Source organism: Capnocytophaga sp. oral taxon 412 str. F0487, from assembly GCF_000271925.1.
In the GTDB taxonomy this organism is placed as follows: Bacteria; Bacteroidota; Bacteroidia; order Flavobacteriales; family Flavobacteriaceae; genus Capnocytophaga; species Capnocytophaga ochracea.
In genome coordinates this window covers 43942-69944 of sequence record NZ_AJZR01000020.1, presented here as the reverse complement: position 1 = coordinate 69944, position 26003 = coordinate 43942, and the positions used below count along the sequence as shown (strand labels likewise).

The window sequence follows — 26003 nt, the reverse complement described above, 5'->3', positions numbered from 1 at the left end:
TATCCGTTTTCTACTTTTCTTTTGGTATATTGCTCATATAGTGTACTTTTGTCGCATATTTCACTAATTAAATTACTCGACATATGGAGACAGAAATTTTAGCACGGGTGCAGTTCGCACTGACGATTGCTTTCCATTACATCTATCCGCCTTTAAGTATAGGGCTTGGACTACTAATGGTAGCCTTTAAAGGTATCTACCTACGCACTGGTAAAAAAGAGTACGACACGCTCGCCCGCTTCTGGACGCGCATCTTCTCACTTACCTTTGGCTTAGGAGTCGCTACAGGGATTGTAATGGAATTTGAATTTGGTACCAACTGGGCTACCTATTCGCGTTATGTAGGCGATATCTTCGGTAGTGCTTTGGCTGCTGAGGGTGTTTTTGCTTTCGCACTTGAAAGTACCTGCCTTGGTATTGTACTTTTCGGTTGGAATAAAGTAAAGCCTATATGGCACTTCTTGGCTACCCTTGGGGTGTTCTTAGGCTCTATGTGTTCCGCTATTTGGATAGTAATAGCCAACAGCTGGCAACAAACCCCCGCAGGTTATGTAATTGCAGGTGAAGGAATGCAAGCCAAAGCCGTAATCACCGACTTTTGGGCGATGGTGTTCAACCCTTCGAGCATAGACCGTATATGGCACGTATGGCAAGGAGCGTTCTTGGCTGGTATCTTCTTGGTATTGAGCGTTCACGCTTGGTATTTACTCAAAGGGCGCCACGTAGAAATCTCTAAAAAAGCCTTTAAAGTAACTCTTATCATCGGTACCATTGTGTGCTTGTTGCAATTGGTTTCAGGACACAGCTCAGCTGATGGTGTAGCTAAAAACCAGCCTGAGAAATTAGCTGCTATGGAAGGGCACTTCAAAACAGGGCCTGGTGATGCTTACATTATTGGTTGGGTAGACAAAAAGAATGAGGAAACTCACGGGTTGAGTATTCCTAAAGGGCTTTCGTATATGGTGCATTTTGATGCTGATGCCCCCGTAACAGGTCTTGACCAATATCCAGTGGAAGACCGTCCTGGGCAGGTGAACGCTGTATTCCAATTCTATCATATAATGGTAGCCATTGGTATGTTTCTCATCGCACTCACCCTCTACGCTTCTTTCTTATTGTGGAGAGGTAAATTATACAACAAACGTTGGCTCTTGCACATTTTTGTATGGAGTGTACTATTGCCACAAATAGGTAATCAAGTAGGTTGGTTTGCAGCCGAAATGGGTCGCCAGCCTTGGATAGTGTACAAACTCTTGCGCACGAGCGAAGCCCTTTCTAAATCGGTATCGGCTAACCAAATACTCTTCGCGATTATCTTATTTACCGTTATTTATATCATCCTCTTTGCTCTATTCATCTACTTGATGAACAAGAAAATTGTTCACGGTATAGATGAACACGAAACTCAAGAACAATTACAAACAGCATAACATTATACAGATATGGAAACATTTTTAGGAATCGACTACCCTACGTGGTGGTTCATCATTATAGGATTTTTGATTACAGGCTATGCTATTTTAGACGGCTTTGACTTTGGAGCTGGGGCGTGGCATTTGTTCTTCGATAAGAAAAAAGAACGCCGTGTAGCTCTAAACGCTATCGGACCAGTATGGGACGGTAATGAAGCGTGGTTAGTAATCGGGGGAGCAGGTATTTTTGCTGGTTTTCCACTAATGTATGCCGAATTGTTTTCGGCTATGAATACGCCTTTTATGCTATTCCTCACTTTTATTATCTTTAGAGCGGTAGCCATTGAGGTACGCGGCAAAGAGGACAGCGACCGTTGGCGCAACACTTGGGATACCGTATATAGCGTGTGCAGCATCGTATTGCCTGTGCTCTTAGGCGTGGTAATTGCCAATGTACTACAAGGGCTTCCGTTAGACGAGAACTTTCAGTACACCGGAGGAGCGCTCTTTACTTTCCTTACTCCTTATGCATTACTTGTAGGTGTAATGACTTTGTTGCTCTTTATGGTACACGGAGGTTTGTATTTGCTTCTCAAAACTCACGGTGATATGCACCACCGCATAGAGAAACGCATTAACTATGCATACCTCAGCTTTTTGGTAGTGTTTACAGCAGTAGCAATTTACAGTATGCTCACTCCTCATTTAGCTGAAAATATTGCTAATAGTACCGCGCTAAAGGTATTCCCTACCCTATTGCTCCTCAGCATCTTGAGCATAGCATTCTTTATGAAGAAAAAGGACTATAAAAAGGCTTTTGTGGGTACTATTCTCACCATCGTTTTCTTTATGGTGGTAGCAGCACTGAATTTGCACCCTACTTTCTTGAGAACTACTTTAGAAACTGGCAATAGCATTACCGTATACAACGCAGCAGCTTCTCAAAAATCATTAGAGATTATGCTCACTATTACCGCGATAGGGGCGCCGTTATTGCTTCTTTACACTTATTTCGCCTACAAAGTATTCTGGGGCAAAGTAGAGATTGATGAAAACAGTTATTAATACAAGCCTTATAGGCACTATAAAATAAGAAAGAGAGAAAAGGTTTTAAAACTTTTTCTCTCTTTTATTTTGGTAGGTAAAAAATAATTCGTACTTTTGCGCCCGATTTAAACCATTATTAAATAACAAAGCTATGTATGCAATTGTAGAGATAGCAGGGCAACAATTTAAAGTTAGCAAAGACCAAAAAGTGTTTGTTCACCGTTTGCCTAATCAAGAAGGAGAGAAAGTAGCGTTTAATAACGTACTCCTTTTAGATAACAACGGAACCATCACCGTAGGCGCCCCAGCTATAAATGGAGCTTCCGTAGAAGCAAAGGTTTTGAAACATTTGAAAGGCGACAAAGTGCTCGTGTTCAAAAAGAAAAGACGTAAAGGTTACAAAGTTAAGAACGGACATCGTCAGTTCCTTACGCAAATTGTAATTGAGAACATCGTTGCAAGTGGTGCTAAAAGTACCCAAGCAAAACCTAAGACAGAAAAAGCTCCTGTTAAGTCAGCAAAAGCTGATGATTTGAAAAAGATAGAAGGTATTGGTCCTAAAGCAGCAGAAGCCTTAGTAGCAGCAGGGGTAGACACCTTTGCTAAATTAGCTAAGAAATCAGTTGAAGAAATCAAAACCATTCTATCAGAAACAAGTTCAACCTTGGCACACTTAGACCCTCAAACTTGGGCAGCTCAAGCTCAATTAGCCGCTGACGGCAAATGGGACGAACTTAAAAAATGGCAAGACGAGTTGAACGGTGGTATCGTAAAATAATTGTTAAACCTAAAAATCTAAGAAAAAATGGCTCACAAAAAAGGTGTCGGTAGTTCTAAGAACGGTAGAGAATCTCACTCTAAACGCTTAGGTGTTAAAATTTTCGGTGGACAAGTTGCCATCGCAGGAAACATTATTGTTAGACAACGCGGAACTCAACACAATGCTGGCGAGAATGTGTATATTGGTAAAGACCATACTTTGCACGCTAAAATCGATGGTATCGTTAAGTTCGAAAAGAAGAGAGATAACAAATCATTTGTTTCTGTTATTCCATTAGAATCATAATAAAGTTTTTTAATGTTACAACAAAAAAGGCCTTTGGAATACCAAAGGCCTTTTTTGTAAATAATACCATCTTATTCTACTATAATAGTACATTTAGGGTCTATATTAGTACGCGGGTCAAAAACAAAATCAAAAAAAGCTGCATTATCTTTCTTACCTTGTTTTATCCTCTGATTAACTTTGTTTTCCCTTCGTTTTATTTCCCTCAAAATTAGTGTTTTCTCACCACTTTTAACTGTTCATTACCAACTACTTATGTACCTTTTCTATACCAATCGTCCAAGATTCGTATAAGCTTCCTATAAGCTCTCTATAAGCTAAGCATACCCTCCTAATAACCTTTTTTTATCAAAATTGCATTCCAGCCTCTTCTGAAATCTTCCGTTTCCTTACGAAGACTCCGACCTTCCATCGCCCATCAGTATTTCTGGTATTATGTTAATGTCAGTTCGATATGCACAATATTGATTTACAATAGTATTTGTGTCATAACCTGTGAAATCCAGCAACGAAGTTGCCAATCCGTGCATATCACATTTGTCAATTATCAATTATCAATTGTCAATTGAAAGACTATCCCTGCAAGACTTTTAGGCAGCTTGCTACCTATTTGTTTGATTTTTTTAAAGATTTGTAAGATTTCTGTAGCGTAAGCTACACTTTTCTTACATCGAACTCACATTATATTATTAAAAAAGGTCAGCAAAACTCTTCTTGCTGACCTTTTTCTTCTGTTTCTATTATCCTAATCTTTACTGTATCGTAATCGTATTGAGTTTGTTATAACCTGTTTGAGCTTCCCATATGCCTTTGTTAGCCAAACGAATGCTGTATTCCGGACGATGAGCAAGACTTTGGTAAGGGTCTGGTAAATTCAAATAAATGTCATAAAGCCCTTTGGAAAGATGTTGAGGTAAAGTAATATCTGCTTTCACTTTCACAGTCTTACCTGCAAACCAACGTCGAGGGTCGTCATTGAGTTTAAATACTTGTTTTTCCGAAGTACCTTTTCTCACTAAAACAATCTGCACATCACGACGATTATACGGCGAAGCAAAGCCCTCATTCTTGAGTTCAAGCTCTATTTGCAAACGTCCTCCAGGCACTGGGTTGCCCGTAAATTTACTGTAATTAAGTGCAAAACGATAGCCTAATTTTCTTTTCATATCGTCCATACATCTGTTTTTCCAACTATTAATAGTACCCTTGTGAAAGTCCATATTAATATAACTCCAATGATACAAAGCCATTTCTCTTAAAGCATTGCTACATTCTGTAAAACTATTAGGCGAGGTGCAAGTCTCTCCTCCCATCACCACATACTGGGTCTCCCGCTCCATATACTTGCGGTAGTTTTCATTAGGATAAGTACCCATATTAGGAGCATCGGCTAAAAAGCAATCGTTATGGAAGCCTATGCGTGATAAGTCACTGCCATTATAAGCATTTCCCTCTGTAAGATTCGTGTGCACATTGATGTTTTGGGTAAATATCTTTGCCATTGGGTAGCGCACACACACCATTCTATCCTTAGGTAAAATGCTCAATTCTTTTGCCAATACCTTTCTGCGGGCTTCATAAGCTCCTGCGTTTTCTTGGGGTTCAAAGCCGTAATGATTAGTGTAATACCATTCGCCCCAAACACCCACAAAACCTGCTTCCCATACAGCTATGATATCAGCATTTTCACGAATTATCGGTGCCAATTGGTTAAGGTGTCTTTCCGTCCAATACCACGAGGTATCTCCTCTACCATTGTAATAATCACCTTGGTCTTTTGAATAAGCAAAGCGTAAAACCACCTTAGAGCCTCCTTCGCGAATGACTCGCATATTATTCCGAATCCGATTTAAAAAGTACTCCGGAATATCTTTCTCTCGAAAGTTATTCATATAATAAATCGTGAGAATAAGACTTATCCCCTCCTGATTTCGCTTCTGTCTCACCCAATCTACATTAAGTGTCCAATCACCTTCCCCTTGGTCTTGATGGGTTAAAAAACCTCTTTCAGGATTTAAAAACACCTCATTAGTACCTTCATATCTCACTGTCTGATTGAGAGAAGGAACTGCTGGGGGCGTAACGGGTGGTATAGGGGTGGTAGTAGACGTAGTAGTAGAGGTTTTGGTAGTAGGTGACTGTGTACCTCCTCCATTGTTAACGTCATCTTCTTTGCTTTGGCAAGAGATTATGGTGGTTAGTAAAACAAAAAATGTTAAAAGATATTTTTTCATAGGATTTTAAGTTTACAATGCATAATTTATTACTTAATCTTTACAAAATAAGGTAATCGCTCCAAAGGTACTTTTAGGGTGTATGCTTTGCCTCCTTTGTACTTTTTGCCTTGTTCGTCTTGCCAAGTGCCTTTGGGGAGTTTTACCGTGCGAATATCGCTTTCGGTCATTACAGGGGCTACTAAATACTTATCGCCCAGCATATATTGGTCTTTGCAATTAGCGAAACCCTGATGAGGAAAAGCATACTCCATACTGCGCACAATAGGTTCTCCTGTTTGTGCCGATTTTTTAGCTTCGGCTATGATATAGTCGCCTAATTGTTCGTGCCATTTGGCATATTTGATACAGATAGCCAAATTCTCTTTCGATAGAATGCGCCAAGGAGCTACTGAGAATTGCATCATAGGCATCATCGAATGTATTTGGCAAGAGCGCACGATGAGTTTCTGATTGAACTTAGTAGGGTCTACATTCAAGAAACTGCCGTATTCCCCTCCGCCTATCATATCAGGGCAAGCAAATGCATAACCGTTGAGTCCTGCGGCTATCATATCGGGGACTAAACGGGCTACACCGTCCCAAGAGTAACTCTTGTCACCCAAACGTTGTACCAAAGCCTGTCCGCCCAATTTCCAGCAAGCGCGGAACTCGTTGTAAGGGAATTCTAAACCTAATTTACCCCAGAGATAGGTTTGTTCAGTATCGTAAGATTTTTGGTCGAAAACCTCTACATCTTCCGCCAAATAGCGCTCTGGGTCACCTGCATCAAACTTAAATCCATCGATGCCGTATTCTTTTTGTAGGTCTTTAAGCATATTCACAAAGTAGGCAAAGGCTTCGGGATTGCTGAGGTCGTAGCAAGCGCTGAGCCCATTCCACCAATCGAGGATAGCAGGGGTGTCAGCTCCTTTTTTCTTCACTAAATAGCCTTTGTCACGCAAAAAGCGGTACTCTTGGCTATCGGGCGATACAAACGGGCATACCCATACCATTACTTTGAAGCCCATTTGGTGGAGCTGGTTTATCATTTCCTTAGGCGTAGGGAACTTATCGGGGCGGAATTGCCATACGCCATAGTCTTTTTGCCAGTTGTCATCAATCATTATTACTCCCGTTGGCATTCCGTTATCCAGAATGGCTTTGGCGTAGGCTAAAACGTCCTTTTCATTCTGATTGTAAATAAGTTCTATCCAAGTGTTGTATTGCGGTTTGGTAAAGAACACTTCGGGGGGGATTACCCCAGAAGGTGGGAAATATTGTTTACTCACTGCCTGATAGGCACTTTTGAGGGTAGAGCCTGCTGTGTGGCAACTCACCTCAGCTCGTGAAGGCGTGATAAGTATCTTTCCTTCTTTAAATTGGTAAGCAAAAGGAGCCTCCGAAGCGATATAACGCCCTTGATTAGAGTACAGAAAGGGTACTGATTGGTTGTTAAAATTCTCGGTGCGCAAGTTGTAAATACGCTCCGATGGTTGGTAAGGCATCTCTTTGCCTACGCCCGTAAAGCCACCCCACCATTGTTCATTGGGTAGTAGGGTGATTTCAGTGGGCTGTTGTGCGCTCGCCCATAGCGAACTGCACAAAGTAATAAAAGCAAATATTCTTTTCATTTGTATGTTTTTAGTCGTTAGTTATTAGTTCTTAGCCGTTAACTTTTTACCTCTTACCTAAAATAAATTCTGAGGGTGATACCCCAAATTGTTCTTTAAAAGCTCTTGTAAAATACGACGGACTATCAATTCCTACTTCGTAGCACACTTCACTGATGAGTTTATCGGTGGTTTTGAGCAGTTCGGCAGCTTTGTCTAAGCGTATTTTGCGAATGTAGTTCGCCAAGGTAAGCTCGGTGGCTTGTTTGGCAAAGTTGTACAACTTAGTGCGGTTCATACCGAGTTCAAGGCAGAGGTTATCTACCGAGAAATGTGGGTTTTGCATATTGGTCACTACCAAGTGAGTGAGCTTGTCTAACTGTTCTTGTTGTTTCTTATCAATCACCTTCTGACGGATATTCTCAATAGGAGTGTGCTGTTTGCTCTTGTTGAGCAAGTTGCGCACATTGGTTTTGAGCAGTTTCACATCAAAAGGTTTCGTAAGGTAGGCATCAGCTCCTAACTCAATTCCTTCTATCTGCGACTCTATTTGCGATTTTGCCGTGAGCAATATCACAGGAATAAAGCAGGTTTGCAGGTTCTTTTTCAAGATAGCACAGAGCTCAAAGCCATCAATTTTAGGCATCATCACATCCGATATGACCAAATTAGGAAAATGCTGATTACACTTCTCAATCGCTTGTTCGCCGTCGGAGGCGAGAATGATGTTGTACTCTTTGATAAAGATGTTTTTGAGTATCATCAGTACCTCGTGATTGTCGTCTACTAATAGCAAGGTAGGTTTATCTTCCTGAGGCAAATTTAACATTTCGTCCTCGTCTTCGCCTATGTGTTCATACTCAACCGCATAGTCCGATAAGTATTCTTTTAGCTGAAAAGCACTGTCCTGCAACTTCTGTTCGGGCAATAAGTAACTATCGTCCATAGGGAAGGTGATGATGACTTCGGTACCTACATTGGGCTTACTGCTAATGATAATCCCACCGCGATGCGCTTCAACTAATGATTTTACCAAAGAAAGTCCGATGCCCGAACCTACTCTTTTTTGTCCCAACCCCTCTACACGGTGAAAGCGTTCAAAGATTTCGGATAAGGCATTCTTCTCCAACCCTATGCCTTTATCTTGCACTTTTACCACCAACTGTTTGCCTGGTAAGGTATGCGTAGTGTTCTCAAAGGCGCTCTTGTAGAGCGGTGTGAGCTCACTCAAATTCTCTACCGAAATCGATAAGCGTATAGTGCTTCCCGCATTGGAGTACCTGATAGCATTGGAAAGAATATTCGAAAGTATCTTGCTAAAATACTTCTCATCTAACCACAACTTTACTTCTTGTTCAGGTAGTGTTAATTGCAAGGTTATAGCCACTTTGCTTGCCCACTCCTTAAACTCGTTGTAAATGGCTTGCACATAGCTGTTTGCCGAAATGTAATTGGCTTTTAGCTGAGGTGTATACACGTCCATACGGTGTATCTCAAGCAGTTCGTTTACCATATTGCTGAGTTTACCCGTATTGCGTTTGAGGGTATGCACATACTTATTGGTAGGCATTTCCTCTTCCATTTCAGTTACTGCGTGGCTCATTAGGGTAAGTGGTGTACGGAACTCGTGTGAGACGTCTGTAAAGAACTGCATTTTCATCTGCATTAGCTCTTCTTTATGTCGCTCTTTTTCCTCTTGTACAGCTATGGTATGCTTCATTTGCGTCCATCGCATAAAGTACCTGAAACCTATGTACAGCAAGCCTGCAAGGGCAAGTGCATAGAGGGTGTACGCCCACCACGTAAGCCAAAAAGGAGGCTTGGATACCACTGTAAGCTCGGTCTGCGCTCCGCTCCACTGTTGCCAATCGCCTACCTCCACTAATAGTTTGTAAGTACCATAAGAGAGCTTTTGGTAAGTGGCGTGTGGAGCAGGGTCATTCACGGCTATATAATGCCAATCAGTGTCGTAATCCTCTAATTTATAACGGTAGCGCAACCGCTGAGGTGCATTGTATGACAAAGTGGTGAAGTACACCGAAAAATCGTTGTTTGGGTATGCAATCGAAAGCGCATCGGTAAACTCTATACACGAATTGACTACCTTGCCGTTGTTTTCAAACCTGCTAAAATGTACTCTTAGGTGAGCTGACGAAAACATCTGCGCTTGTGGTTTGAAATAGTTAAAGCCGTGTGAGCCTCCAAAGTACAGATTCCCTTCAGCATCTTTGCAAGAGGAAGCCGTCCCGAAACTGTGTCCTTGTAAGCCATCGTTGTTGCTAAAAGCCGCAAAACGCTTCTGCTTTGTATCAAAGAAACTCAAGTAAAAGCCTCCACACCACACATTGCCAAAAGCATCTACTTCCACACTTTCAATATCATTAGAGGTTGCCCCTTCTTCTATACCGTAATGTTCGGCAGTATAAGTGAGTTTGCCATTAGCGTTATCAGTGAGAACCACCTTGTTGAGTCCGCTACCCATAGTACCTATCCAATAAGTATCTTTGTCTTTATCAATTGCCCAAAGATAATTACTACTCAGGCTGTGCGGAGTTTTAGCGTCGGCAACGTATTTGAGCACACGCACTACCTCGCCTTTGGCATTGAGTTGCAATCTGTTTAAGCCCATTACCGAGGTTATCACGAGTTCATTCTTAGCTTTATCCACATATATTTTGTGGAGCTTGTTAGTAGATAACCTACGAGGTTCAGGCGTTGTTTCGGTAAAGGTGTAGACGTTTTGCCATTGTCCTTTTTGCTCTTCAAAGCACTCCAATCCTGAATAGGTAGTAATCCACAAACGGTGAAAGGTATCGAGCTTGATATCAAATATATAATCGTTGCACTGTGTTGCAAACGAACCGATAATGCGTCGGCTTTGCTTATCTATCACCCATACCCGTTCGCGAACCGATACGTACAAGTGTGCTTTATCGCTCTGAATACTCGTAACGTTAGGCGAAAGCTCAGGAGCATTACAATAGTGCTCGTCTAACTGCTGGCTCTGGGTGTGAAACCTAATCACTCCGCCGAACTTATTGCCTATATACACATAGCCATCAGGGTCGTAGTGCATCGTGCTTACAAACTCCGAACCTACTTTGCTCTGGGGTTTTATCCATACCGTCTTGAAAAACGCATCGCGCGTACTGCTGTACGATACGCCATTAGACCAAGCCGATACCCACAAATTGCTCTCCTTGTCTAAGAACACACTGTTGATATGATTGCTTGCCGAATACGGATTCAAAGGCGAGTGGCTGTGTTCTTTCAGCAGAGAAAGACTGTTTTTATCCAACTGAAAGATACTTTCTTCATTCACTACCCACACGTATTGCCCACTCAGTGTAAGAGAAAGCAAATGTTTATTCAGGTCAAATTCCTTTTTAGCGACTATCGCATAGGTGTTATCGGGCTTACAGGCGTACTTCACTAAGCTATCTCGGTAAATCACCCACAAGTAGCCATCGGCATAGAGCATCTTTACGATACCCGAACCTATGTTGTTCACCTTTTCAGGGAGGGCTTTTAGTCTGCCCTTGTCACGAACGTAAGCCGATAACCAAGGGAACCCCGAAAGCCACACTTCTCCTTTTTCGCTCACTGCTATCTGCGGATTGAGTTGCGAAGTAGTGAGTTGTGAGGCAGAGCCAATAGGCAATGTTTTTAGCGTAAGTGCCTTCTCGCGCTGATTCCACACTACCTTAGCACGCCTAATTTGGTTTTCACTCAAAAGCCAAAGTTCATTGTTTGTGCCTTTTTGTAAGAGTTTTACTTTGGTATAGAAAGCCAAATCAAGAGGGTCGTCGATTTTGAAATTGACAAACTGTTTGAGCCGAATATCAAAACAAGCTACTCCTGCTTCGGTAGCTACCCAAAGGTAACGCCCCATAGGTTGCAAGCTGTACACACGGTTGTAGTACACCGAGTTGATAGGGTCTTGCTCGTACTTGTAGGCATCAAGGGTATAGCCATCGAAACGGTTGAGCCCTCTGTGGGTGCCTAACCAAATAAAGCCCAACGAATCCTGAGCAATGCAAGTAACGTTGTCGTGCAACAGACCTTCATTGCGCGTAAGATGGTGGAAAAGGAAAGTTTCTTGCGCTTGAATTCTCACCACCAACTCTTCTGTGAAAGCGATAGGAAAGAGAAAATACCACAACAGCAGGATTCGCAGGAGCTTTATCGTTCTGTTCATTTGTCAAAATTTCATTTAGAGGGCAAAGATATAAAATCCTTATCAAAAGCTCAAAATACCCAAATCTAAAAACTGATAAGTAACCTTCATTTCTTCATCTTAGATTCGCCTTACCTTCATCGTAGATTCGTCTTTTGTTCGTCATTCCTTCGTCTTTTGTTCGTTGTAGAGCCACTGTAGAGCCACTGTAGAGCCACTGTAGAGCCACTCTTCGTTCACCTCTTCTTCGTCTTTTCTTTACCCTATTTGTACAGATTACACCTCATCACTATCCTATGGGGTTACCGTAATTTTGATAGTGCGGTATTCAGTGTTGTACTTGTACTCGTCAGCACTTACAGTTCCTACATCAGTTTTATAGCCGTCTTTTGAATAGCTTTTAAAACCACTGCTACTGCCCACTACCACTACCTCATAAGTTCCTGCTTTGTCATACGTATGAGTGTATTTGGTCACACCAGAATCATCGGTAATGGTAATACCTTTTCCTGTATCGAAAGCCTTATAGTCAATAGCTCCAAAGTTAGCCGATTCAACAAAATAATCACCTATATAGCCAATGCCAGCACCCACGGTAGTAAACAGAATCTGAATATAAGAAAGCGTTACCATTTTTTTGTTTACAGCACTTTCCCACGCTGAAATGGTACGACCAATATCAAAAGTGTAATCGGTATACTCAGTTTTGGGTTCTACAAATAAATCCCAAACGGTTTCTTTTTTGAAAGTGACTGCTGTTTCTCCTTCAGCAATTCCTCCTAAGAATATCACGATAGGGAACTTTGTTTCTTCGGGGTGTTCGCTTTGGTCGTTAGTACTTTTCAAAGTAGTTGTCGCAAACTTCATTCGTAAAGTCATCTTCTTGTCGCTTCCTACTTTGGTGTTTACATTAAGTCGCAAAGCTTCATACCACCAGTTAGGGTGTTGGGCATTCACTTTCACTACATTTTTACCTATGGTAGCATCGGTTACTACTTCGGCTTGACTGCCAACTAAGTTATCACCGCTATTGGCATTACGCACTTCAAAAGCACCATTGGCTAAAGTAGTGCTCCCTACTTGTGTAGAAGTAAAGTCTACTTTGTAAGGTTTCACATCAGGGTCGGTAGGGCGATAGTTTTTACCTTGTAATTCCTCAGAAGTCTTTCCTTTGAGTACATTGTCTATACTCTTTTGGTAATCGTGTCCTTCATCACCGGTGTAAATAGCCAAGGCATTTACATTATGATGAATAGTAAAAGTTACGGGGTCGCCTACCTTCACTTGGGTTTTATCAGCTGTTACTGATAGGTCTACGTCTTCAGGTTTATCCTTAGTACAAGCGCCTAAAGCCGTGAGTAGCAAACTGCTAATGAGTAATATATGTGTTTTCATTTTAATATCCAGGATTTTGAGTTAAATTCTTATTTGCGTCCAATTCGCTAAGCGGAATAGGTAACAATTGATGATAAGGGCGAACATTCTCAGGCGCAGCAGGTGCTGGGATACGGCGTTCCTCCCCACTGATAAACGGATTGTTGATACGCCAGTTTTGGAAAGCTTGTACCAGAATGCCACGGCGTACGAGGTCACACCAGCGGTCGGTGGTTTCTCCTACAAGTTCGCGTGCGCGTTCGTTTAAGATTTCAGTACGGAAAGCGGTATAATCATCGCTGTAATGTTTAGCTGTCCACATAGCAGTACCTGCATAGTCATAACCATAAGAGGAGGTTTTCCAATCGGGTACTACGGTGTTTACATCGTTGATATGAGTTTTATCCAAATCACGAGGCAATACATCGCGGTGTACGATGCGTCCACCTGCTTTGTTAGAGATACGAGCGCGTTTGCGCACTAAATTCACCGCATCGTAAGCGCTTTGCACGTTGGTGCCATTCATTGTTAAAGAAGATGAGGGTGTGTAAGCCCCAGGTGAATGGTTTACCTCGTTATAAGCCTCTGCATAGATGAGGAGTACATCAGCAAAGCGAAGTAGCGGTTCATCCATACCGAAGTTCTTGTAGTTATACGAAGAGGTATCAGCTAATGGGAAACGGCGGAACTTACCGATACTCCACATTACCCAGTTATTGTTTTCGGTAGCCTTACTAAGAGGTTGGTCTACACGGGTATCTTTATAAATATTGTAGTCCCAACCCCATAACTTACCATTGTCGAGTACTTGCACACGTGGGCAGTTCCACAATCGGCGAATAGAGTCGGAGGGTTCATAAATCATACGGTGGTAATCGGAACTGGAGATGTTATCCCACGAACCTCCTAAGTTTTCATTCCCTCTCATTCCGTAAAGCATTCCTGTGAGGGTACCAGTGTCGTCGCCTGTAAGACCTTGTACGCACCAAATAACTTCTTTTGGAGCTTCGCTTATTTTGGTTTTAGCGTTGAATACATCGGGATAGTATTCTACTAATTGGTAGCGACCGCCTTGTATGACCTCTTTGGCATAGTTCATTGCTTTGGTGTAGTTTTCAGTAGCCGAACCAAGCACTTCACGTCCGTCGCGTTGTGCTACTGAGGCAAGCCACAAGTGTACTTTAGCTAAGAAACCGCGACAAGCATCTTTGGTAATACGTCCGTATTGGTAACCATTGCCTGTATCGCCTTTTTCGGCTACGTGAGCCATCGAGTAAGTAAAATCGGCAATAATTTGCTCAAACACCTGCTTTTGAGGGGTGCGAGGCACTTTGAGGTCGTCGAGCGATTCGGTTTCTTTTAATACCAAAGGCACATCGCCAAACCAACGCACCAAATCGAAGTACAAGTAAGCGCGCACACCACGAGCTTCGGCTACATAGCGTTCCCAGTTATTGATACGATCTTGGTGTTCGGTTACATTATCGATTACCGAGTTGCAGTTCTTAATGGCAGCATAGTGTTGTTGCCACATTTGGGTGATATAATCGTTGTCAGGCCCAAACTTATAGTTACGCAAGCCTTGCCCCTCGTCCCAATCAGCGCGTTTGGCAAGGTCGGTACTAATTTGTTTGGTGCCGTGTCCTGTGATGTACACATCGGTGAGGTAACGGTAAGTACCGTTCATTGCTTGGCGAGCATCCAATTCATTTTGATAGAAAAATTGAGACGTAAGGGTGCTCTTGGGGTCTTCTTCTAAGAACTTAGCACAACTGCTCAATCCGAGGCTTGCCCCTATTGCTATAATGGTGGTAATATGTAATTTCATAATCTATATCTTTTAAAAACCAACTTCTACTGAGAATAAAACCGATGTAGGTCGTGGGTACGGACTCATATCGAGGCCTGGTGCTAAACGAGCTATGGTGCCATAGCCCGTATTGGCTTCGGGGTCAAACCCTGAATAACGTGTCCAAAGTGCAAGATTGGTACCGGTAACGCCTACACGCAATTTGTTAAGTTTGTAAGGCTCTAACACTTCTTTAGGCAAGTTGTAACTAAGAGTAACAGTTTGCAAACGCAAGAAAGAACCGTCTTCTACCAAGTCGCTACGGAAAGCGTTTTCAGCCCAGAAACCACCTCCAAAGAGCGGGAAGTTACGGTCGGGGTGTGCTTCCGACCACACGTTGTTATAAACGCTTTGTGTGATATTGTCGATATTCTTAGTGCCTGTGAGGTAGTAAGCATTACCGTTTACTACATCGTTGCCATACGACCAACGCAAGAAAGCGTATAATTCCCAGCCTTTATAAGAGAAGGTATTGCCTATACCACCTGTATGTAATGGGTTTACATCGGCTACGGGCACACGGTCGTTAGTGTCGATTACACCATCGTGGTTGATGTCTTTCACTCGCAAACCTCCTAAAGCTACGTTAGGACCTGGTTGTGCGTTATCCACTTCGTTTTGGTTGTGGAATACACCATCGGCTACATAACCGTAGTAAATACCTACTGGCATACCTACGCGCAAGAGCACATCACTTTTGATTTTGGAGTTGATGCCACGGTCGTAGAATTGTTGATACTGACCTTCGTCTAATGAAAGGATTTTGTTTCGGTAGAAAGAAATATTGAAATCGGTTGTCCATTTGAAATCGCCTTCACGCAACCATTGTGCATTGAAGCTCACTTCGAGACCTTTGTTTTCCATTGAACCTGCATTCTTCCACGCTTTTTGGAATCCCGAAGTAGAAGGGATATTCACTTCCAAAAGCATATCGTCTATGCGTTTATAATACAGTTCAGTAGAAAGGGTGTAACGGTTTTTGAGGAAGGACAAATCTAAACCGATATTGTATTGCTTTTGGCTTTCCCATTTGAGGTTGTCGTTAGCAATATTGCTGGTATAACGACCGATTTCCACTTTGTTACCGTCTAATACTACTTTGTTTTTAGCGAGTTGTGCTAAAGATTGGTAAGATGGGATTTGGTTGTTACCTGTCATACCGAAACTACCGCGCAAACGCAAATTGGAAATAGCTTCTATTTTCTTGATAAAGTCTTCTTCGTGAGCATTCCAAGCCAAAGAAACGGCAGGGAAGTAACCGTATTTGTTGTTCTTACCAAATTTAGAAGAACCATCGGCACGCAAAGAAGCGTTGAGTACATACTTGTTGTTATAACTATAAGTAGCCCTACTGATGTAGGATACTAATTGGTTGCCATCATAAGTGTACAAAGGCGCATAGGTTACTAACCCTTGGTTGATACCCCAAATGCCTTGTTTGGTATCCTCGAAGTTGGTAGACTTATTGTAAGTATAATCTGTCCAATACTTATTGGCTTCAAAAGCGCCCATTATAGAAAAATAGTGCTTATTGATGCTCTTAGAGTATTGCAAACGGGCTTCATATACCCAGCTGTTCTCATTGCGATGAGAGAGCTCCATACGTCCGCGTTCTGACTGTCCGAACCAAGTGTCAGGTCCCCAAAAACGGTCTTGACCAATAGTGTGTAAACGGTAAGAAGCACTGGTGTTAAAAGTCAAATCTTTAAGCAGTTGATAGCTGAGGTATACATTGGCGTTGAGCTCGTTATATTTGGTATTGATATCCACTTGGTCTACCGCTACCTTAGGGCTCATCGTACGAATATTAGGATAGCTCATTAGGGTACCAAAACCAGGGTAGTCTAAGAAAGGAGAAGTTTGCAAAGCTTTGAGAACCACTCCATTTTGAGACCAATCGCTTACGGGATTTTTATCCTTAGAAACGGCATAAGAGAGGTTGATACCTGCATTCATCTTATCGTTAATCTTCTGAGAGAGGTTGAGGCGTGAAGTAAAGCGGTTGAAAGCAGAACGTTTGATAAGTCCTTCTTGGTTCAGATAGCCCACTGAAAGCATATAGCGGGTTTGGTCGGTACCACCCGTGATACTACCGTTAGCTTCGTTTTTAGTACCTGTTTGGGTAACTTCTTTCAGCCAATCTTTTACGGCAGGGTGATTCCAGCCTTTTTCGGCAATCATTCGTTGCCAAAAGTCTATTTGAGGTTGATTGCCCCAAGTACCATAATCGAGCATTTTGTGAGCATAATCTTCAGCATTGAGCACCTTCAAAGGGATATTAGGCATCATTTCAATAGAACTTGCATAACTGAAATTGAATTTTGGTTTGGCGAGCTCTTTTCCTTTTTTGGTGGTGATAAGTACTACCCCATTAGAACCGTTAGACCCGTAGATAGCTGCTGCGGCGGCATCTTTGAGGATTTCCATTGACTCAATGTCGTTAGGGTTTAAGCTGAGTAGCGGATTGGTAGCCACATCTTCATTGGTATTGGTTACCCTTTGGGTAGGCATTGGCACCCCGTCGATTACAAAGAGCGGTTGCGTACCTCCTGTGATGGAGTTCACCCCGCGAATTCTAAATGTGAGTCCGCTGGAAGCAGAACCATCGGAAGAGATGATTTGCACCCCACTCACTTTACCTTGCAACGCTTGCAATACCTGCGACGGACTGCTTTGGGCAATATCTGCCATCTTCACCGAAGCTACTGCCGTAGAGATATCGCTTTTGCGCTGTGTACCGTACCCTACAAGCACTACCTCATCAATCTGAGTGACCTCAGGTTCGAGAGATACATTGAAAGTACGTGTTTTACCTACGGCTATGGTTTTGGAGCGATAGCCCATAAAGCTCACTACTATTTTATCGGTAGGAGCTACACTTAGGGAGAAACGCCCTTCAAAATCAGTAGCCGTACCTGAATGTGCGTGCTCTACAGCAACGCTTGCACCAGGGAGGGGTTGTTTGTTTTCATCGGTAACTACCCCCGTAATAGTTACTTTTTGCGCCAGCATTGGGATACTGAACAGCAAAATACAAATGCTAATGATGCTTTTCATTATATAAAATTTAAAGTTTTTTCTTTGGGACAAAATTAAGGAATACTTAACAAAAAGCACTTTACTTATTGTACATTTTTCTTTACTAAAAGTTATTTTTCTGATAAAAACGTAAGTAATCAATAAGTTAACTTGAGCTCAGCGTAAGAAATATCGTAGTATTTATGTTACGAAAAATATAAAGAATAGAAGCACAAGGGCTTTTAAAAAGGAAATAAAAAGGAATTATAAGTAACTGGTAAAAGTGTTTTTTGGTTGAAAAGAGCTTGGGTTAGCTTATAGAGAGCTTATAGGAAGCTTATACGAATCTTGGACGATTGGTATAGAAAGGGTGTATAAGTAGTTGATTAATACTATAATACAAGGATTAAAAAGTGCTAAAAATGAGGTTTCGAGGCGAAAGAAAGAGGAATCCTCACCCCGACCCTCTCCCAAGGAGAGGGGGAATGTAGTGACGGAAAATCAAAAGAAACCTCTCTCTTTACACATACCCAGCTGTCGCTGGCTACCTTCAAAGGGGGAGTGTAGGTACGAATGACGAGAGACGAATGACAAACAAATGAGGGTGCGAGACATACAGGCGGATAAAATTAGTAAATGAATTAATTAGCAAATTAGCAAATGGGGGCGGGAGAATTAAATAATGTAGATTTAGAGAGCTTATAGAAAAGACGAACAAAGAACGAACAAAGAACGAACAATGAGTGGGTCTACAGTGGCTCTACAGTGGGTCTACAACGAACAAAAGACGAACAATGAACGAAGAAAAGACGAACAAATGATGAACAAAAGACAAAGAAAAAGTGAAGGTAAGTTAAAGCTAAGATAGGGATAAGAAGAAAGTTCGGTTGTATTTATCAATACAAAAAAAGGGGATACCAACGCAAAAGCGAAGGTATCCCTTTTTTTAATATATTTAATGATTAAAAATCGATAGAGGTATCGTCTTCTCCAGAGTCTTCTTCTTTCTCCTTGCTACAATCTATTTGGATTTGTACATTCTGAGGAGCAGGGAATGCAGCTTTGGAAACAGCTAAGTCAGCATCGGCATAACACTTTTTCATATAGTATCCCCAAATAGGTAGAGCCATTGTAGCCCCTTGTCCATAAGCCATACTACGGAAGTGTACTGCACGGTCTTCGCCTCCTACCCATACGCCTGTTACAAGATTAGGCACCATTGCGACAAACCAACCATCGCTGTTGTTTTGGGTAGTACCGGTTTTACCAGCTATGGCATTGGTAAATTGATAAGGATAGCCGGTCATCACATTTTTATATACAGCGTTGTAACTATCAGCTCCTTTGGTACGCAATCTCGCCCCTGAACCGTAGCGAGTAACACCTTCCAAAAGATTTACTACGGCGCGAGCTACTTCGGCATTTACTACATCGTGAGTTTCAGGAGTATTTTCGAAGAGTACTGTACCGTTTTTATCTTCAATACGGGTAATCAGTACAGGTTTTACATATACGCCTTCATTGGCAAAAGTACCGTAAGCACCTACCATTTGGAAAACAGTGGCATCGGCAGTACCTAAGGCGATGGAAGGAGCTTGAGGCATATTGGAAGTAATCCCTAACTTTTTCACTAAGTTAATGACAGGAAGAGGCCCTACTTTATCCATTAAATTTACCGTAATAGAGTTTACGGAGTTTGCTAATGCATATTTGAGAGTCATCATCTTACCGGTAAAGTTACCTGTGGAGTTACGCGGGCACCACGCTTGCAGGTTACCATATTTATGAGCTTCTACACAAGTTTGTATATCGGGCAACTCTAAACAAGGAGAATAGTGAAGCTGGTCAATAGCTGTGGCATAAACAAAAGGTTTGAAGCTAGACCCAGTTTGGCGAGCTCCTTGTATGACTTGGTCGTACTGGAAATGTTTGTAGTTAATACCACCAACCCAAGCCTTGATATGCCCTGTTTGGGGTTCCATAGACATCATTCCTGTGCGCAAAAAAGCCTTGTAATACAGTATAGAATCGCGAGGGGTCATTACAGTGTCTTTCTCACCTTTCCAACTGAATACGCGCATATCGGTCTTTTTATAGAAAGAGTCGCGGATTTCCTTTTCGGAATAGCCTAAATACTTTAAGTGAGCCCAGCGATTAGAGTTTTTCATTGCCTTTTCAATTAGGGCTGCGTACTCATCTTTTGAGACCTTCACGAAAGGGAACATAGGGTTCTTTTTAGGGTTATTTTCGGCGTCGAAAGCCTTTTGTAGTCGTTGCATATGAGCTTTAACGGCAGCCTCAGCGTAGGCTTGCATCTTAGAATCGATAGTAGTGTAGACTTTTAGTCCATCGAGGTATAAGTTGTGCTTGGTACCGTCTGGCTTAGGATTGTTTTCAATCCAAGTTTTCATATAAGTACGCAAGTATTCGCGGAAATAGGTAGCTAAACCGTCGTTATGGCTCTCAGGGGTGAATTTAATTTTTAAAGGCAGTTTTTGTAGAGAGTCTTTTTCCTCTTGAGTAATGTAGTTGTTCTTTGCCATTTGGGCAAGTACTACATTACGCCTATTGGTGACGCCTACTTTATTTTTCACTGGGTTATAAAGAGCGGAGTTTTTAAACATTCCGACTAGCATTGCCCCCTCTTCTATCTTGAGGTTTTTAGGTTCTTTATCGAAGTAAATTTTGGCAGCAGAGCGTATACCATCGGCATTGTTATTAAAGTCGTAGACATTAAAGTACATTGCCAATATTTCTTCTTTGGTATATTGTTTCTCGAGACGAGTAGCAATAACCCATTCTTTTATCTTTTGAGTATAACGCCCTAAGCCTCTTTTCTTTTCTTTATGGAAGAGCTGTTTAGCTAACTGTTGGGTAATAGTTGAAGCCCCTCCTCTGCTACCGAAGAAAAACATTGCGCGCAAGGTGCCACGTACATCGATGCCTGAATGCTCGTAAAAGCGTTCGTCCTCGGTAGCAATAAGCGCATCGACTAATGATTTGGGCAAATCTTTAAACTTAATAGGGGTACGATTCTCGTCTAAATAGAATTTTCCTAAGGATTTACCATCGGCGGTAATTATTTCGGTAGCTAAATTGGTTTCGGGATTTTCTAAGTGTTTGAAGTCAGGCATCTCGCCTAATAGTCCCAAAGACGCTGATAAGAACAGCAACATAATTGCTACAATTCCACCAGCAAAGATGTACCAAAACCATTTTACGACGGGGCTTATACCCTTTTTGGTTTGACTATTGTTTTCTGTGTCGTTTGTTTTTTTCATATCTTATTTATCAGTTTATCAATGAAAGTTTACTTTCTGTTTTTTACTTCCTCAACTCTTAATCCTACTTCAGTAATTCCTTTGAGTACAGGTACGCCGTTGTTATCTCCTATTTTTCGCATTGCTTGTTCTATTTTTATGAGATATTTACCTTTAGTAGGGAATGTGAAATTCTCTTTATACCACAATTTACTCTCTTTTACGGCTGAATAGCCATAGCCTAACCATTTACCTTCGGGGGTAGCCATTTCGTACTCCAAAGTGTCTACAATTACTTTATTGCTGTTAGGCAATTCCATTTTAGTAATGAGAAACAGATTGCTGAACTCATAATGTTCGTCATTTCGGAGCATTATAAAAAGGTTCTTCTTTGCTACTGTGTCGTTTTCTTCTAATTCAAAAAACATAGGTTTATGCTGTTCCCAACCATTGGGTAGGGAAACATATTGGCTATATTCCACCCCACTATGGCAAGAAATAAGCAAGGTAAAGAAGGTTAGCAGGCTAAGAATTCTCATCTTTTGGTGTATTGTCGTTATTATTAACTTTTTGTTTGTTTTTATAATTAGGGTTCTTTTTGTTATTCCCATTGGTATAATGAGTATTTTTAGGTTTCGCTTGTGGCTTTTGAGCTTGTTTTTCGTTTGCTACTTCTGCATTGTTATTGTTTTTCTTAGCTCCTTGATTAGACTGTGATTTCAGTTGTTTAGAGGAGTTATTATTGTTACTTTGAGCAGATTTAGCATTCTTTTGACCTCCTTTATTGTCCTTTTTATTGTTGTGTTTGTTCTTTTTGCGCTTAGGAGTATCGAAACGGGTGATACTATCTTCTTCTACTGGAGCGAGTTCGATGCCCTCATATACTGAGGTACTCTTACGAGAAGACAAATCGGTTACAATGGCGTATTCTTCGAGTTCCTCGATAGGTTCACCATTTTTATTGATTTCTAAGATTTCTTTTACACTGTCTACAGATAGTTTGTGCCAAGTAATAGGGTTTTCATCATAAGTGAACCACATTAATCGCTTAAAGATATCTATCTTTTGACAAGTAGTCATACCGCGTTGTGTATGGAGTTTTGTATCGGTTCTTGGGAAGTCTTGCAGAGCATCTAAATAAGTATCGAGCTCAAAGTTTAAGCAACATTTTAGCTTACCACATTGCCCTGCTAATTTCTGTGGATTTAAAGAGAGTTGCTGATAGCGGGCAGCCGAAGTAGAAACACTTCTAAAATCGGTAAGCCAAGTAGAGCAACACAATTCGCGTCCACAAGAGCCTATACCGCCCAAGCGAGCTGCCTCTTGACGAAAACCTATCTGGCGCATTTCTATACGCACTGAAAAGGCTTTTGCCATATCCTTAATGAGTTGGCGGAAATCTACGCGTCCTTCAGCTGTATAATAGAAAGTAGCCTTAGAGCCATCACCTTGAAATTCGACATCTGAGATTTTCATTTCGAGCCCTAAGGCAATAGCCAGCTCGCGTGATTGTTTTTGTACTTCAATCTCTTTGGCACGTGACTGTTGCCACACATCTATATCGTGCTGATTGGCTTTGCGGTATACGCGGGGCAAGTCGCCTTCCCAATCTATTTTTCGCTTCTTCATTTGCGAACGCACCAACTCACCTGTGAGCGTTACTACCCCCACATCGTGACCTGAGGGAGCTTCGGTAGCTACGACATCTCCCATTTGCAGAGGGAGCTTGTCGACATTGCGAAAGTATTCCTTTCGACTGTTTTTAAAACGTACTTCCACGCAGTCGAAAAACTCTTGTCCACCAGCTAATTGAGTATTAGCAAGCCAATCGAACACTGAGAGTTTTACACTCCCAAAGCTACTGGCTCGACAGTTGGATATACACCCTTTTTTTGTATGATTGATTATGCAACTATTGCAACTCATTTTCCTGTTTATTATGTTAATAGTGTTTAGGTAACATACTACCTCAATCGGCAAAAATACAAAAAAATATAATTAGAGCAACAATGTTTAGTGATTATTTTCTTTATTTTTAGGATTATTACCTTAATAGAGTCTGTTATTTTAGGTTTATAGACAGTATTTCTAAAAGAGATTTTACAGTAGGAATTGGAGGGAGGATTATATTTTCAATTTGGTTTTTTAATCTGTTTTTTACGGCTTCGGCGGTAGTTTTACCTATACAAAATATCTGTTGTTCAGCGGTAAGGGTGTTGCGCGTGCAGTAGCTTTCTACTCCCGACGGACTGTAAAAGAGAATAGCACTTGCGTTCTCTTTTATCTCAATAGGAGTATATTCAGTTTTATAAGCGGTGATTTCTTTTACTTTTAAATTGTTTTCAACAAAGAAGTTGGGGAGGGTATTAAGGCGTTGAGTACCTGCAAAGAATGCGATAGAGGTAAGTTTTTTTAAGGAAGCTAAGTTTTGCTGTAAATATTGAACCAAATCAGAGGCATAGTGGGCAAAATGCAATACATTAAAGCCGTTTTGAGTGAGTAGTTGTTGAGTTTGCTCACCTACACAAAGAACAGGAGTCTCTTTTAAGGTAGTTACCAAAGGGTGTTGCGATAGGCTCTTCACTGCATTTTGACTGGTAACAATGAGCAAGTCGTAGGGTGGTGTGAGGCTCATTGTTATAGGGCTTACGGTGATAAAGTTGTGTTCGATAAGGTGTATAGGAAGAACTGAAAGGATTGCTTTCTGTTCTTGGGATAAGACTTTTGTAGAGACGATGGTTTTCATATTTGTTATTTAATAAAAAAACTCGGTGAGTATTGTTACGCACCGAGTTTGGTAATGTTAAAGAGGGGTTCCTTCGTTGGTTTTGAAGCGATACTCTAAATAAGTATAGGCATCGCGCGGTAGGATTTTTATCCATCGCTTGTATTTCAAGAACCACTTGAAACGGATAGAGCTAAAGAGCCCTTTGGTTAAATAAGCTGCTATAAAAGGGTGCGCATTTAGCACGATGCGTCCTTTATAGGCTTCCTCCTTAATAATGCTTTCAAGTTCTATATTGATTTTATCAATTAGAACGATAGGCGCTTCGATTTCGCCTTCTTTGCTTGGATTCTCTTCTTTTGTTTTGATGTTTAGTTCTTGGCGCACTCGCTGGCGTGTGATTTGTATCAGACCGAACTTGCTCGGGGGCAAGATTTTGTGTTTAGCACGGTCTTCGGCCATTTCATTGCGCAAGTGATCGAATAATACACGGCGGTTTTCGCTATTGCCCATATCGATAAAATCGACGACGATGATACCACCCATATCGCGCAATCGGAGTTGTCGTGCGATTTCGGTAGCAGCGATGAGGTTTACGGATAGAGCGGTGGTTTCTTGGTCGTTATTTTTATTGGAATGGTTGCCACTGTTTACGTCTATCACGTGTAAGGCTTCGGTGTGTTCTATTACGAGGTAAGCTCCTTTTGGCATCGATACGGTGCGACCGAAAGCCGTTTTGATTTGTCGCTCAATATGGAACTTTTCGAATATAGGCACTGATGAGTGATAGAGCTTTACGATATTCTCTTTCTCAGGAGCAATTTCTTGTACGTATTTTTTTATCTGTTCATAGAGTTGCTCATTATCTACGTGAATACCTGTAAAGGAATCGTTGAACATATCGCGGAGGATAGCCCCCGTTTTGTTCACTTCACTCATTACCTTAGAGGGAAAAACCGCTTTTTGAATTTTTCGGCACATCAAAACCCAACGATTGAAGAGACTTTGCAAATCCTTGTCGAGTTCCGCTACTTTTTTACCTTCGGCTACGGTGCGTACAATCACACCAAAACCTTTGGGTTTAATGCCTTGCAAGAGTTTACGCAAGCGTTCTTTCTCGGCTTTACCTTCTATTTTCTGAGAGATAGAAATGCGGTCAGAAAAGGGAACCAGTACGAGGTAACGACCTGCGATAGAGAGTTCAGAGCTGATACGAGGACCTTTGGTGGAGATAGGTTCTTTTACTATCTGTACCAGTATAGGTTGATTAGGTTTAAGTGTTTCGGCTACAGAACCATTTTTATCGATATCGGGTTCTAAGGGAAAATCTTTAAGAGAAAAGTCTTTTAGTTTTCCAGAGATTACCCATTTAAGGAACTTCAGTAGAGAAGCTAATTGAGGACCTAAGTCGTGATAATGCAAGAAGGCGTCTTTTTCGTGACCTACGTTTACAAAAGCTGCATTGAGCCCCTGTATAGGTTTGCGCACCTTAGCGAGCATTATATCTCCTACTCCTAAGCCGTTAGTATCTTCTTCTTTATGAAGTTCGATGAGCCTACCGTCTCTGAGCAAAGCAAAATCTACGTAAGAGGAACCAGAACGAATGATTAATTCTTTGTCCACTTTGTTGGATTTTAGTTAAACAATACTACTTTAAAGCGAAAAAGTAGTTAAAAACTACTTTTTCTTTTTGTGGCGATTAGCTCTCGCTCTTTTTTTGCGTTTGTGGTTAGCCACTTTATGTCTTTTTCTTTTTTTTCCGCTTGGCATAACTTAATTATTTAATATATTGTGATTTATTAATACAATGTTATTTTTTCGCTTTTTTATCAGTTTTAGCTACTTTTACCTTAGCTTTAACTCCTTCAACGAATACTTTTGCAGGTTTAAAGGCAGGAATGTTATGAGCGGGAATTTTCAAAGTGGTATTCTTAGAGATGTTACGTCCGGTTTTTTCAGCTCTAGTTTTGATAATAAAGCTACCGAAGCCTCTAAGATATACGTTTTGACCACTTTCTAATGTGTTGATTACTTCGTTCATAAAGTTTTCAACCGTTAGTTGAACGTCGTTTTTATCAAGACCCAACTTGTCGGAAATCTTTGATACAATTTCTGCTTTTGTCATCTTTATATTGTTTTTATTAATAATATTCTCTAAATCCTTTCAGCGTGCAAAGGTACAAATTAATTATTTAATAAACACTATGTTAGAACAACTTTTTTTATTTTTTATTTTTTAGTGTCTGATA

Annotated in this window: 17 protein-coding genes; 5 read left to right on the top strand and 12 right to left on the bottom strand. The window is 41.2% G+C overall.

Annotated features, from left to right (window positions below):
- Positions 1-83: 83 nt before the first annotated feature.
- From HMPREF1321_RS03010 to rpmA, 4 genes are all read left to right on the top strand, one after another.
- On the top strand, positions 84-1430 hold the full coding sequence (locus tag HMPREF1321_RS03010; protein ID WP_009420524.1) for a cytochrome ubiquinol oxidase subunit I: 1347 nt from the start codon (positions 84-86) through the stop codon (positions 1428-1430).
- A gap of 12 nt (positions 1431-1442) precedes the next feature.
- Positions 1443-2477, top strand: coding sequence for a cytochrome d ubiquinol oxidase subunit II (gene cydB, locus HMPREF1321_RS03005; RefSeq protein ID WP_009421276.1), 1035 nt, complete (start codon positions 1443-1445; stop codon positions 2475-2477).
- A 133-nt stretch (positions 2478-2610) separates the two neighbouring features.
- Positions 2611-3237: a 50S ribosomal protein L21 gene (gene rplU / locus HMPREF1321_RS03000; protein ID WP_009420522.1), complete on the top strand. Its 627-nt coding sequence runs from the start codon at positions 2611-2613 to the stop codon at positions 3235-3237.
- A 27-nt stretch (positions 3238-3264) separates the two neighbouring features.
- Positions 3265-3525 (top strand): 50S ribosomal protein L27, encoded by a 261-nt coding sequence (rpmA, locus tag HMPREF1321_RS02995; protein WP_002670844.1) that lies wholly within the window; start codon positions 3265-3267, stop codon positions 3523-3525.
- A 752-nt stretch (positions 3526-4277) separates the two neighbouring features.
- On the opposite strand, the gene HMPREF1321_RS02990 is transcribed toward rpmA, so the two are convergent.
- The 6 genes from HMPREF1321_RS02990 to HMPREF1321_RS02965 all read right to left on the bottom strand — a co-directional run bounded on the left by HMPREF1321_RS02990 (position 4278) and on the right by HMPREF1321_RS02965 (position 17808).
- Positions 4278-5759 (bottom strand): DUF4832 domain-containing protein, encoded by a 1482-nt coding sequence (locus HMPREF1321_RS02990; RefSeq protein ID WP_009421274.1) that lies wholly within the window; start codon positions 5757-5759, stop codon positions 4278-4280.
- 29 nt (positions 5760-5788) lie between these two features.
- Positions 5789-7372 (bottom strand): glycoside hydrolase family 31 protein, encoded by a 1584-nt coding sequence (locus HMPREF1321_RS02985; protein ID WP_009412488.1) that lies wholly within the window; start codon positions 7370-7372, stop codon positions 5789-5791.
- Between the two features lie 46 nt (positions 7373-7418).
- The gene (locus HMPREF1321_RS02980) at positions 7419-11549 is read right to left on the bottom strand and encodes a response regulator (RefSeq protein ID WP_034575576.1); all 4131 of its coding nucleotides are present in this window, start codon (positions 11547-11549) and stop codon (positions 7419-7421) included.
- A 273-nt stretch (positions 11550-11822) separates the two neighbouring features.
- On the bottom strand, positions 11823-12923 hold the full coding sequence (locus tag HMPREF1321_RS02975) for a DUF5017 domain-containing protein (protein ID WP_009421281.1): 1101 nt from the start codon (positions 12921-12923) through the stop codon (positions 11823-11825).
- 1 nt (position 12924) lies between these two features.
- On the bottom strand, positions 12925-14730 hold the full coding sequence (locus HMPREF1321_RS02970; protein ID WP_009421313.1) for a RagB/SusD family nutrient uptake outer membrane protein: 1806 nt from the start codon (positions 14728-14730) through the stop codon (positions 12925-12927).
- 12 nt (positions 14731-14742) lie between these two features.
- The gene (locus tag HMPREF1321_RS02965; protein WP_009421275.1) at positions 14743-17808 is read right to left on the bottom strand and encodes a SusC/RagA family TonB-linked outer membrane protein; all 3066 of its coding nucleotides are present in this window, start codon (positions 17806-17808) and stop codon (positions 14743-14745) included.
- A gap of 700 nt (positions 17809-18508) precedes the next feature.
- On the opposite strand from HMPREF1321_RS02965, the gene HMPREF1321_RS12315 reads away from it, so the two are divergent.
- Positions 18509-18637, top strand: coding sequence for a hypothetical protein (locus HMPREF1321_RS12315; RefSeq protein ID WP_009421279.1), 129 nt, complete (start codon positions 18509-18511; stop codon positions 18635-18637).
- A gap of 94 nt (positions 18638-18731) precedes the next feature.
- Here HMPREF1321_RS12315 and HMPREF1321_RS02960 read toward each other — a convergent pair whose 3' ends face one another.
- From HMPREF1321_RS02960 to HMPREF1321_RS02935, 6 genes are all read right to left on the bottom strand, one after another.
- Positions 18732-21050, bottom strand: coding sequence for a penicillin-binding protein 1A (locus tag HMPREF1321_RS02960; RefSeq protein WP_009421314.1), 2319 nt, complete (start codon positions 21048-21050; stop codon positions 18732-18734).
- Positions 21051-21079: 29 nt separating this feature from the next.
- A complete protein-coding gene (locus HMPREF1321_RS02955) occupies positions 21080-21568 on the bottom strand; it encodes a gliding motility lipoprotein GldH (protein ID WP_009409915.1) in 489 nt (162 codons plus the stop codon).
- A complete protein-coding gene (locus HMPREF1321_RS02950) occupies positions 21555-22865 on the bottom strand; it encodes a stage 0 sporulation family protein (RefSeq protein WP_009421309.1) in 1311 nt (436 codons plus the stop codon). The genes HMPREF1321_RS02955 and HMPREF1321_RS02950 overlap by 14 nt, the downstream gene beginning before the upstream one ends.
- 226 nt (positions 22866-23091) lie before the next feature.
- On the bottom strand, positions 23092-23775 hold the full coding sequence (locus HMPREF1321_RS02945) for a uroporphyrinogen-III synthase (RefSeq protein WP_009421282.1): 684 nt from the start codon (positions 23773-23775) through the stop codon (positions 23092-23094).
- Positions 23776-23832: 57 nt separating this feature from the next.
- Positions 23833-25377, bottom strand: a complete 1545-nt coding sequence (locus HMPREF1321_RS02940) for a ribonuclease E/G (RefSeq protein WP_002670818.1) — start codon at positions 25375-25377, stop codon at positions 23833-23835.
- A 187-nt stretch (positions 25378-25564) separates the two neighbouring features.
- Positions 25565-25879, bottom strand: a complete 315-nt coding sequence (locus tag HMPREF1321_RS02935) for an HU family DNA-binding protein (protein ID WP_002670816.1) — start codon at positions 25877-25879, stop codon at positions 25565-25567.
- Positions 25880-26003: the final 124 nt, after the last annotated feature.

Excerpts from the sequence above, each read along its gene's own strand:
- HMPREF1321_RS02960 (WP_009421314.1), bottom strand. The coding sequence starts at position 21,050 with ATGAAAAAAACAAACGACACAGAAAACAATAGTCAAACCAAAAAGGGT.
- HMPREF1321_RS03010 (WP_009420524.1), top strand. The coding sequence starts at position 84 with ATGGAGACAGAAATTTTAGCACGGGTGCAGTTCGCACTGACGATTGCT.
- HMPREF1321_RS02935 (WP_002670816.1), bottom strand. The coding sequence starts at position 25,879 with ATGACAAAAGCAGAAATTGTATCAAAGATTTCCGACAAGTTGGGTCTT.
- HMPREF1321_RS02955 (WP_009409915.1), bottom strand. The coding sequence starts at position 21,568 with ATGAGAATTCTTAGCCTGCTAACCTTCTTTACCTTGCTTATTTCTTGC.
- HMPREF1321_RS02985 (WP_009412488.1), bottom strand. The coding sequence starts at position 7,372 with ATGAAAAGAATATTTGCTTTTATTACTTTGTGCAGTTCGCTATGGGCG.
- HMPREF1321_RS02990 (WP_009421274.1), bottom strand. The coding sequence starts at position 5,759 with ATGAAAAAATATCTTTTAACATTTTTTGTTTTACTAACCACCATAATC.
- HMPREF1321_RS02970 (WP_009421313.1), bottom strand. The coding sequence starts at position 14,730 with ATGAAATTACATATTACCACCATTATAGCAATAGGGGCAAGCCTCGGA.
- rpmA (WP_002670844.1), top strand. The coding sequence starts at position 3,265 with ATGGCTCACAAAAAAGGTGTCGGTAGTTCTAAGAACGGTAGAGAATCT.
- cydB (WP_009421276.1), top strand. The coding sequence starts at position 1,443 with ATGGAAACATTTTTAGGAATCGACTACCCTACGTGGTGGTTCATCATT.
- HMPREF1321_RS12315 (WP_009421279.1), top strand. The coding sequence starts at position 18,509 with ATGAGTGGGTCTACAGTGGCTCTACAGTGGGTCTACAACGAACAAAAG.
- HMPREF1321_RS02945 (WP_009421282.1), bottom strand. The coding sequence starts at position 23,775 with ATGAAAACCATCGTCTCTACAAAAGTCTTATCCCAAGAACAGAAAGCA.
- HMPREF1321_RS02975 (WP_009421281.1), bottom strand. The coding sequence starts at position 12,923 with ATGAAAACACATATATTACTCATTAGCAGTTTGCTACTCACGGCTTTA.
- HMPREF1321_RS02965 (WP_009421275.1), bottom strand. The coding sequence starts at position 17,808 with ATGAAAAGCATCATTAGCATTTGTATTTTGCTGTTCAGTATCCCAATG.
- rplU (WP_009420522.1), top strand. The coding sequence starts at position 2,611 with ATGTATGCAATTGTAGAGATAGCAGGGCAACAATTTAAAGTTAGCAAA.
- HMPREF1321_RS02980 (WP_034575576.1), bottom strand. The coding sequence starts at position 11,549 with ATGAACAGAACGATAAAGCTCCTGCGAATCCTGCTGTTGTGGTATTTT.